This is a genomic window from Thermodesulfobacteriota bacterium, assembly GCA_040758155.1.
Taxonomy (GTDB): Bacteria; Desulfobacterota; Deferrimicrobia; order Deferrimicrobiales; family Deferrimicrobiaceae; genus UBA2219.
The window spans coordinates 1-9,439 of record JBFLWB010000054.1; the positions used below are offsets into that span (position 1 = coordinate 1).

Consider the following 9,439-nt stretch of genomic DNA (forward strand, 5'->3'; position numbering starts at 1 on the left):
CTTGCCGGCGCCGTTGGGACCGATCAGCCCCCGGATCTGCCCGGGCATGAGCTCGAGGTTGTAGTTCCGGACGGCCCTCAAGCCCCCGAAGTCGTGCGACATGTCCTTCACCCGCAGGATCGGCATCTCATTCCTCCCCGCCCGGTTTGCGCTTCGGGCGGAACAGGGAAAAGGCGTCGAGGTCCTTGAAGGCGATCAGCCCGGTCGGGCGGAAGATCATCACCAGGATGAGCAGCAGCGGGATGATGATCCACTTGAAGATCTCGAGCGGCCGGAGCATCTCTCCGAGCAGGCTGATGCTCACGGCGCCGACGATGGAGCCGTAGACCGAGTTCAGCCCGCCGAAGTAGACCATGGCGAGCACTTCCGCGAGGTTCTGGATTCCGAACGTCCCGGGGTTCACGTACCGCAGGACGTGGGCGAACAGGCCGCCCGCGACCCCGGCCCAGAATGCCGAGAAGAGGAAGCCGACCATCTTGGTGTGCCGCGTGTCGACCGTCATGGCGTTGGCCGCCAGCTCGTTGTCGCGGACGGCGTTCAGCGCCTTCCCCATCGTGGAGCGCACGTAGTTGTTGATGGTCCACACGCAGAGGACGGTCCAGGAAAACACCGCCGGAAGCCCCGCCCAGTCGGGCTGCCCGCTCATCCCGCGCGGCCCCTTCACGAACTCGAAGTTCTCGATGAGGCTCTTCACGATGAAAAGGAAGGCCAGTGAAATGATCGCCAGGTAATCCCCCCGCGTGCGGAACGAGGGGACCGCCACGAGCAGCGCGCCCGCGGCCGCCAGCGCGCCGCCGGCAAGGAGCGCGATCGGGAAAACGAACGGCCCCAGGCTTTCCGGCAACAGGGCGATCCCGAACATGCCCGCGTCGACGAAAAGGCCCACGGTGACCACCGAAGAGCAGTACGCGCCCAGCGCCATGAATCCCGGGTGGGAACATGAGAATTCGCCCATGTACCCGTTGATCACGTTCAGGCTCAGCGTCAGCATGATGGCGATCAGCGTCAGCTTCAGGACCAGTGCGCGGTAGTCGCTGACGTCCGCCCAGTAGTGCAGCGAGATGTAGAGGAGCCCCAGATGAACGGCCGCCGGGACCGCCATCGGAAGCCGGAGCAGCCAGCCTGCGATCCGGTTGGCCGCCCGGGCGCCGGCGATGCCGACGATGAGGATCGGCAGCGCATAGATCAGCAGCGTGTACAAAAACGCGTTGGGGACCAGGAGCGGCCGCTTCAGCATGATGTCGATCCCGAACAGCGCCGGGATCTTGGGCAGCCCCACCGCCGATGCCAGGCCGGTTCCGAAGAATTTTTCGAGCATCGCCGCGGCAAGCATGCCCAGCAGCCAGCCGAGGAGCGGCACGCCGGAGCATAAAGCGCGGAAACTGCCGGTTTTTACGTTTGGTGCGGGCACGGCGTTACAGCCTTAGCTGCGCGCTGTACGGCTCTCCGAAGAAGCCGTGCGGCCGGAACGTCAGGATCAGCAGGATGATGGTGTAGGCGATGAGGTCCCGGAGCGTCGAAGGAAATAGCATCGCGACGAAGATCTCCGTGAATCCGAGCAGGAAGCCCGCCAGCGTGGCCCCTAAGATGGATCCCCTTCCGCCCAGGATCGCGGCCACGAAGGCCTTCCAGCCGAAGGTGATCCCCATGTTCGGGTCGAGCACGGGATACGCGACGCCGAAGAGGATACCGGCCGCCGCCGCGAGCGCGGAGCCGATGCCGAAGGTCAGGGCGATCACCCGGTTGACCGGCACCCCCATCAGCGGGACCGCCACGAAGTCGTAGGCCATCGCCCGCATGGCCATTCCGTACTTCGTCCTCTTGATGAACTGGTGCAGCGCCAGCGTCAGCAGCAGGGAGACCGCGACGATCATGATCTTCTTGTTGGTGAGCATTACGCCGCCGAGGTCGTACGTCGCCGTCTCGATCAGCGACGGAAAGCTGACCCTGCGGGCCCCGAGCAGGATCAGGTTCCCGGTTTCGAGGATGATGCCGATCATGAGGCCCGTGATGGCCGCCGAGGCGCGCGGGGCGTTCCGCAGGGGACGGTACCCCACGCGCTCGACGAGCATGCCGACGAACGAGGTGAGAAACATCGAGATGAGGATGGTCAACACCAGGATCAGCCAGTTCGGCAGCGCGAACATCCCCGAAGTGACGAGCGCGAGCAGCCCGAAGGAGACCCCGAAGCCGATGTACGCCCCGACCATGAAGATGTCCCCATGCGCGAAGTTGAAAAGCATGAGGATGCTGTAGACCATGGAATATCCGAGCGCGATCAGGGCGTAGAAGCTCCCCCACTGGAGGGAGTTGACCACGTTCTGCAAAAAGACCGTCATTGTCGTTCCGCCCGTTCTTCCTTTCCCCTTACGGGCAGACCGACTTGTAGAACGTGAACTCGCCGGCGTCGCTGATCTTGACGATGACCGCGCACTTCGACGGGTCGTTCTTGCCGGCGAACGTCATCTCGCCCGTGATCCCCTTGAACTTCTTCACCTGGGAGAGCTGGTTGCGCACCGCGTCCCGGTCCTTCTTCAGGTCGCCCGAGAGCCCGCCGGTCGCCTGGATCGCCTGCTGCGCCAGCTTCATGGCGTCCCAGGTGAGGGCGGCGACGTCGTCGGGCACGTAGCCGTACTTCGCCTTATAGCGGTCGATGAACTTCTTCGTCTCGCCGGTCGCGCCGGCCGCGGCGTAGTGGGTGCTGAAGAAGGCGCCGTTGCAGTCCTTGCCGCAGAGCTTCGTCGTCTCGGCGGAGCCCCAGGAGTCGCTGCCGACGATGGGCTTCTTCCAGCCGAGCTGGTGGGCCTGCTGGACGATGAGGGCGACCTCGTTGTAGTACTGCGGAACGAACAGGACCTGGGCGCCGGAGTTGTTGATCTTGGTAAGCTGGGAGCTGAAGTCGGTGTCCTTGGTGGTGAAGCTTTCATACGCCACCACGGACCCTTTCCCGTTGATGTCCTCCCACGCCTTCCTGAAGAACTCCGCCAGTCCCTTAGGGTAGTCGCTGGCCACGTCGTATAGGACGGCGGCCTTCTTGAACTTGAACTCCTTGGTGATGAAGTTCGCCACCACCGGCCCCTGGAACGGATCCAGGAAGCAGGCGCGGAACACGTACGGCCTGTCCTTGGTGGCGTCGGGATTCGTCGACCAGGGTGTGATCATCGGAGTCTTGTAGTTGTTCGCGATCCCTCCAGCGGGCACCGCCTGCTTGGAGGCCTGGGGCCCGATCATGATGAGGATATCGTCCTCGGTGATCATCTTGGTGGTCACTTTCACCGCCGATTCCGCCTTGGACTCGTTGTCCTCGATGACCAGCTCCACCGGGTACTTCTTCTTGCCGATCGCGATGCCGCCGGCGGCCTTGACGTCTTCGAGCCAGAGCTGGGCGGCGAACTTGGTTCCCTCCCCGACCTTGGGGATGTCGCCGGTGAGCGGGGCGTTGATTCCGATGCGGATCGTCGGCTCCTTCGCCCAGGCGGGCGAAAGCGCAAAGGCGATCGCCAAGACGCAAACGAGGAACGTCCATCCTTTCTTCATCGCCGAACCCCCTTTAGCCGGTTTGAGGTGGTCCGATCCCGGGGACAAACGGGAATCGGGACAAGGGACAATATGTATCAAACCGCAAAATAGAACAAGTGAAATCGGGAGATCTTCATCCTCTGCAGCCTCCGCGCTTACGCGGAAAGGAGCGCCTGGACGAGGAGGATCTTGGCGATCGTGGCCACGGGGTAGACCGAGGCGTAGCCGACGTTGGGAAGATCGTTTTCCGTCTGCTCGAGCGCGTACCCGAGGACGGCGGGCTGGGTGAACATCCCGGCGATCATGCCGGTCAGGATGCTCATGGGGATACCCAGGAGCTTGTGGCCGATCCAGAGGGCCGTTACCGCGGCGGCGAAGGTCAACGCCGCGCCCGCAAGGAAGATCGAGACCCCGCCTCCCTGCAGAAAGGTGGACAGGAATCCGTACCCGGCCCTCGTTCCGATCCCCGCGAGGAAGAGGACCAGCCCGATCTGGCGCAGCGTCATGTTCGCGCTGTAGGGAAGCGACCAGACCAGCTTGCCGCTCCTCCCGATGGCTCCGAGGATCAGCGCCACGACCAGCGGCCCGCCCGCGAACCCGAGGGAGAAGGTGAGGCCGCCGGGCAGCGGGATCTTCACGCTCCCGATCAGCAGCCCGAGCGCCAGCCCCATGCTGAACGTCACGAGGTCGACCTCGCTGATCGCCTTGTAGGAATCGCCGAAGAAGGCGGTGACCTCCGGCATGCGGTTGCGTGGCGCCATCACCCGGATGAGGTCGCCAGGCTCGAGGGCCAGGCTGCCGTGGGGGATGTAATCGCCGTCGCCGCGCCGGATCCGGGTGATCAGGGCGCCGTGCTCCTCCCGAAGGCGCAGGTTCTTCAGCCTCCGGGAAATCACCTCCGGGTTGGAGACGAAGATGGCCCGGGTCTCGAAATCGCTCTCCTCGTACTGGATGTCCTCCTCGCTCTTCCTCCCCAGGAGCGGAGTGACCTCGTTGAGGACGTCGAGGGTGCCGATGACGGACACGATGTCTCCCCGCGTGAACCGGGCCGACGGGTAGGCGAGGATGGACTGCCCTTCCCGCTTGATCCGGCCGAACACGATGCGCCACCCGTACCGCTTGATCAGGTCGCGGATCGTCTCGTTCAGCGCGAACGGATGGGTGATCTCGACGCTGCGAACGTGCAGCCGCTCGTGCGTCGCCTCGAAAAAGTGCAGCGCTTTCGCCTCTTTCAGATAATCGATCTTCCAGATCCTCTGCGCGATGGAGATGGCGAGGACCACGCCGATCACCCCGAACGGGTAGGCGATGGAGAAGCCGACGACCGGCTCGGCCAGCAGCCGGTTCAGGTCCGCCTCCGGTGCCACCGTCTTGATGGTTTCGAGGGCGCCGGCCAGAGCCGGCGTGTTGGTGAAGCTGCCGGAGTACATGCCGGCGGCGATCCCCGGTTTCAGCCCCAGGAAATCGCGCAGGACCAGGGCGAGCCCCGCGGCGCAGAGAAGGATGAGCCCCACCAGCAGGTTGTTCCGGGCGCCGTCGCGAAGCAGCGAGGCGAAGAATGCGCGGCCGCTGGAAAGACCGACCATATAGACGAAGAGCGCCAGGCCGAGGACGTACACGATCTCCGGCAGCTTCAGGTCCGGGTGGAGGGAGCCGACGGCGAGCCCGACGAACAGGACCGATGCGATCCCGAGGCTGCTGCCGCGGATCTTGATCCGCCCCAGCGGGTAGCCGACGGCCGCGACCAGGAAAAGGAGGATTAGGGGGTTGGCGATCAGGATCCTGATCGCAGCGTCGTACAGGCCGGCCGGGGAATCCATGGATGCATGTTACAGCGGCGACGTCCCGTTTTCCATATGAGTGAGTTAGCATAAGAGAATAAGGAGGGAACCCCCATGATCAAGGTGAAATCCTTTACCTCCCAGATGAAGATCTTTCACGCGAAGCAGGAAATCGAGGAACTGGACCGGGCCGTCGGGGACTTCATCGCTTCCGCGGGGATCAGGAAGGTGATCTCCGTCAGCGATGTCTCGACCACAGGCGACAAAGGGGAGACGATCGGGCTGATCCGCGTGTTGACCTACGAAGAGCCCGCATCCCGGCTCAAGAAGGATTGAGCGGTCCCGGGAAAACTTTTCCGATCGAGAACGCCCGTCCCAGCGACGGTCCGACGCCGTGATAGCTGCGCACATCCGGCGCGTACACGATCGGGCGCACCTTGCCGATGTCCGCGATCCCCTCGGCGTCGAGGACGGACTCGTCCGCCTTGACGTCCAGGATTTCGCCGATGAACTGCGTGTGTCCTCCGATCTCGATCGCGTGGAGGAGACGGCACTCCACGACCATGGGGAATTCCCCGACATACGGCGCGTCCACGAGGGATCCCCGGACGGGGGTAAGCCCGGCCGCGGCGAACTTGTCCGCGTCCTTTCCGGAAGCCATGCCGAAGTAGTCCACCTCCCGGGTGTACGCCTCGGAGGGAACGCTGACCGTGAACGCCTTCCGCTCCACGATCGACGCGTACGAATGGGTGGCCTTCCGCAGAGAAACGGCGAGGCACGGCGGGTGGGAACAGCAGATGCCTCCCCACGCCACGGTCATCGCGTTCGGTCTCCCTTCCGCGTCGTATGTGCCGACGACCCATGCCGGGGTGGGGAAAACGAGGGTCCTTGCACCCAGCGATCTCTTCATGACATCTCCTCCGGGGGCGTGAATATTCCCTTCGCGTCTTTCGTTCTCTATTTATCAGATAACGATAAATCGGTCGTTACGGGAGCGCGAGGATGAAAAAATTTCTGCTGGTGATGCTGACGGTTCTTTCCCTGTCCCCGCTTCTTTCGGGCTGTTTCATCTACTGGGATGATTGGGGCGGCCACGGGCACGGCGGACACCACGACGACCGCGGAGGCGGAGACGGCGGCGGTCGAGGCAGGGGGCGCTGAAAACGACGGTCCGCGGGACCCTCGCCGGATTCCCGCGGACCGGGGAACTGCCGCAGACTTCTGTAGACCTTTCAGCCCGGGTCCCGCTTCATGACCGGGATCCACTGCGCATTCCGGAAGATGAATACCGCATCCCGAGTGATTTTCATTCCGTCGGCGCCGTGGTAACGCATCAACCGAACGATTTCCTTCTTCGGAACCCAGCTGGTCAGGTCGAAGACCTTGTCCGCCTTGACAAGCGTAACCTGGCGATAACCCATCGAGAAAACGCAGACGGTGGATACGACCAACGCGATGTAAAGGAGCCATAGCATCTTCCGCATGCCGCTGCCTCCTTCCTGCCCTCCCGGCCTGCCGATACGCTGCCGGGCCGGACACCGAGGTTGCCGAATCGCCTTATAAGCTAAAGAAGAGCAACATGCATTCCCAAATGGAGAGGGAAAATAAATCGCCGGGACGTAATGGATATTCGTTATTAAAAATATTGCTTTTTAGATATATTTCCTACAAATGGGAACTAATTTTCCACTATTTGGCACTTAGTGGTAGGGAATTGCAGATATGAAATTGCCCGCGCCCCCTTTTACGTCCGGGAGCGCGGGCAATGAATCCGAGCGCCGAAGAGCGGCTACCGTCAGCCCGAGCGGCGCTTCAGGACGGGGACCCACCGGCTGCCGCGGAGGATGAAGACCTCGTCCTGGGTGACTTTCAGGCCGTCCGTCCCGTGGAACTGCATCAGCCGGACGATCCGTTCCTTGGGAACCCACGTGGTCAGGTCGAGCGTTTTCTCCGAGCGGACCTGCTTCACCTGGTGGTATCCCATGAGGGATACGCCTGCGGTCCCGACGCACAATGCGGCGTACAGGAACCAACGTGCCGTTTTCTTGCCGTTTCGCATCGGTCGCCTCCTTTCCCCACCGCAAATGCCTTGCCGGATAGACGCCCGGCGGCATCCGAAGGATTCGTGGTATGTGGGGGGAGTGGTTTTCGAACGGGTCGAAAATGTGAATCGATCATACCACAAAACCGCGGTTTCCGTTCTATATTTATTCCACAGGGGCGATCGGCGGAGGACCGGCGAAAATGATGGCGCTGTTCCTTACATCCTACGGCGGCCCGGAAGTCCTGCGGTACGGGGAGCTTCCGGATCCCTCCCCCACCCGGGGGGAACTGCTGGTTGCGGTGAAGGCCGCTTCCCTGAATCCGCTCGATTTCAAGATCCGGCGGGGAGACATCCGGGTCGTCACCGGTTCCCGTTTCCCGAAGGTCCTCGGGGCCGACTTCGCCGGTGTCGTCCGCGAAGCAGGACGAGGGGTATCGGGATTCCGGCCGGGCGATGCGGTCTACGGCTTCACGCCGCTCCACCTGCGGAAACCGGGGGCCCATGCCGAATTCGTCCCGGTGGATGCCCGCCGCGCCCGCGCCATACCGGACGGGATCTCTTTCGAGGAAGCGGCCACGCTGCCCGTCGCGGCCCTCACAGCGCTCAACGGCCTGCGGCGATGCGGCGACCTCGCCGGGAAGGCCGTGCTGATCAACGGCGCGACCGGCGGCGTCGGCCATTTCGCCCTCCGGATCGCGAAGGCCCGGGGGGCGTCGGTGACGGCGGTTTGCAGCGCCCGGAACATGGATTTCGCGCGGGAGCTCGGCGCCGACGTGGTTATCGACTACGCTTCGCACGACGTCACCCTGGACCGGAAGGCCTACGACATCGTCTTCGACGCCCACGCAAGCCTCGGCTTCGCGAAGGCAGCCCGGATCCTCTCTCCCGATGGGGTCTACGCCACCACCCTGCCGACTCCCGGTGTGCTCGCCCGCCTGCTTTGGAGGAAGATGCTCGGGGGGCGGCGGATCGTCGCGGCCAACATGCGCGCGCGCCCCGAGGATTACATGGAAATGGAGCTGCTGATCCGGGAAGGAAAGGTGCGGCCGGTCATAGGGGCGGTATTCCCGCTTCGCGAAGGCGCCCGGGCGTTCGACGCCCTTGAAAGCGTTCACGTCCGCGGAAAGATCGTCCTCGTGACGGACCTGGCATCGATCCCGGGAGCGGGGGCGGCCGCTTGACGGATTTCGTCGAGATCGGGGGGATCGTCGGGGAGACGGGGCGGGTCAGGATCATTCCCTGACGATAGCGGTTGCCTTCCCGCCCTTCAGACCTGCAGCGCCTGCGTGCGGAAGCGTCGGCATGCAGTATTACGTCGTCTCCCTGTCCGCATGCGGCGTCGCACGCTTCCCTGTCTTGACCGCCATGCCATCCTCAAGAATGATCCTTGCCATTGCCGCCACGCTGCGGCGATCAAGGTCGGCCATACGCACAAGCGCAGCCATCACGTCATCGTCGACGCGAAGGGTTAGGGAGTGCGTCAGTTTTCTGCCGGGCGGCCTTCCCCTCTTCATGGCTTAAATTATAATACATAATTCCATTGACATTAATATTATTTTTAGTATTTAATGAATTCATAAAATTCATTCGGGAATGAGGTGCCGCCATGACCCACTCGTGGGCCAATCGCAGTTTCCCTCCGCGTCACATCATGGATGCCTGCTCGCTTCCCGGCATGAATGGATTGAATCCGTTGGAGACGTTCATCCTTTCCGGCATCAAGCTCAGGATCAACGGGAGGGACGTCTTCGAGAAGACGGACGGCTGCTCGGAGAATCAAGAAAAAAGGGATTAGGCCGTTCCGCCTAACCCCTTGATTGTTATTGGTAGCGGGGCCAGGATTTGAACCTGGGACCTTCGGGTTATGAGCCCGACGAGCTACCGGACTGCTCCACCCCGCGCCACGAACAAAGAAGTATATTCCCGCGATTTCTCGCTGTCAATGCAAGAAACCCCGCAGGCTCCGGATACCTGAAAGCGGAATCGGGTATAGTCTGAAGAAAAACCAAAGAGGGATCCGCCTTGACCGCACCCGTCGCCTTCTATGGGGTGTTTCCGATCCTTGTAACCCCGTTCGACGAGAGGGAAAACATCA

11 protein-coding genes and 1 tRNA gene are annotated in these 9,439 nt (G+C 62.7%); 3 read left to right on the top strand and 9 right to left on the bottom strand.

Annotated features, from left to right (window positions below; translation table 11 throughout):
• The 5 genes from livG to AB1346_03450 all read right to left on the bottom strand — a co-directional run.
• A partial coding sequence (gene livG / locus AB1346_03430; GenBank protein MEW6719481.1) for a high-affinity branched-chain amino acid ABC transporter ATP-binding protein LivG occupies window positions 1–126 on the bottom strand: 126 nt, incomplete at its 3' end.
• 1 nt (window position 127) lies between these two features.
• Window positions 128–1,360, bottom strand: a complete 1,233-nt coding sequence (locus tag AB1346_03435; protein MEW6719482.1) for a branched-chain amino acid ABC transporter permease — start codon at window positions 1,358–1,360, stop codon at window positions 128–130.
• Window positions 1,361–1,415: 55 nt separating this feature from the next.
• A complete protein-coding gene (locus AB1346_03440) occupies window positions 1,416–2,339 on the bottom strand; it encodes a branched-chain amino acid ABC transporter permease (protein ID MEW6719483.1) in 924 nt (307 codons plus the stop codon).
• 28 nt (window positions 2,340–2,367) lie between these two features.
• The gene (locus AB1346_03445; GenBank protein MEW6719484.1) at window positions 2,368–3,537 is read right to left on the bottom strand and encodes an ABC transporter substrate-binding protein; all 1,170 of its coding nucleotides are present in this window, start codon (window positions 3,535–3,537) and stop codon (window positions 2,368–2,370) included.
• A 137-nt stretch (window positions 3,538–3,674) separates the two neighbouring features.
• Window positions 3,675–5,339 (bottom strand): aspartate:alanine exchanger family transporter, encoded by a 1,665-nt coding sequence (locus AB1346_03450; GenBank protein MEW6719485.1) that lies wholly within the window; start codon window positions 5,337–5,339, stop codon window positions 3,675–3,677.
• Between the two features lie 75 nt (window positions 5,340–5,414).
• Between AB1346_03450 and AB1346_03455 the strand changes: the two genes are divergently transcribed.
• Window positions 5,415–5,636, top strand: coding sequence for a hypothetical protein (locus AB1346_03455; protein ID MEW6719486.1), 222 nt, complete (start codon window positions 5,415–5,417; stop codon window positions 5,634–5,636).
• Here the strand turns inward: AB1346_03455 and AB1346_03460 are convergent.
• Complete coding sequence (locus tag AB1346_03460; GenBank protein MEW6719487.1) at window positions 5,623–6,210, bottom strand: flavin reductase family protein; 588 nt, start codon at window positions 6,208–6,210, stop codon at window positions 5,623–5,625. The two genes, AB1346_03455 and AB1346_03460, sit on opposite strands and share 14 nt — an antisense overlap.
• Before the next feature lie 92 nt (window positions 6,211–6,302).
• Between AB1346_03460 and AB1346_03465 the strand changes: the two genes are divergently transcribed.
• Window positions 6,303–6,461: a hypothetical protein gene (locus AB1346_03465; protein MEW6719488.1), complete on the top strand. Its 159-nt coding sequence runs from the start codon at window positions 6,303–6,305 to the stop codon at window positions 6,459–6,461.
• A gap of 71 nt (window positions 6,462–6,532) precedes the next feature.
• Here AB1346_03465 and AB1346_03470 read toward each other — a convergent pair whose 3' ends face one another.
• Both AB1346_03470 and AB1346_03475 read right to left on the bottom strand, forming a co-directional pair.
• Window positions 6,533–6,784, bottom strand: coding sequence for a hypothetical protein (locus AB1346_03470; protein MEW6719489.1), 252 nt, complete (start codon window positions 6,782–6,784; stop codon window positions 6,533–6,535).
• A 311-nt stretch (window positions 6,785–7,095) separates the two neighbouring features.
• Window positions 7,096–7,359 (bottom strand): hypothetical protein, encoded by a 264-nt coding sequence (locus tag AB1346_03475; GenBank protein MEW6719490.1) that lies wholly within the window; start codon window positions 7,357–7,359, stop codon window positions 7,096–7,098.
• A gap of 185 nt (window positions 7,360–7,544) precedes the next feature.
• Here AB1346_03475 and AB1346_03480 point away from each other — a divergent pair, with 185 nt between their 5' ends.
• Complete coding sequence (locus AB1346_03480) at window positions 7,545–8,525, top strand: NAD(P)-dependent alcohol dehydrogenase (protein ID MEW6719491.1); 981 nt, start codon at window positions 7,545–7,547, stop codon at window positions 8,523–8,525.
• Window positions 8,526–9,168: 643 nt separating this feature from the next.
• Here AB1346_03480 and AB1346_03485 read toward each other — a convergent pair.
• A tRNA-Met gene (locus AB1346_03485) sits at window positions 9,169–9,245 on the bottom strand.
• Window positions 9,246–9,439 lie beyond the last annotated feature (194 nt).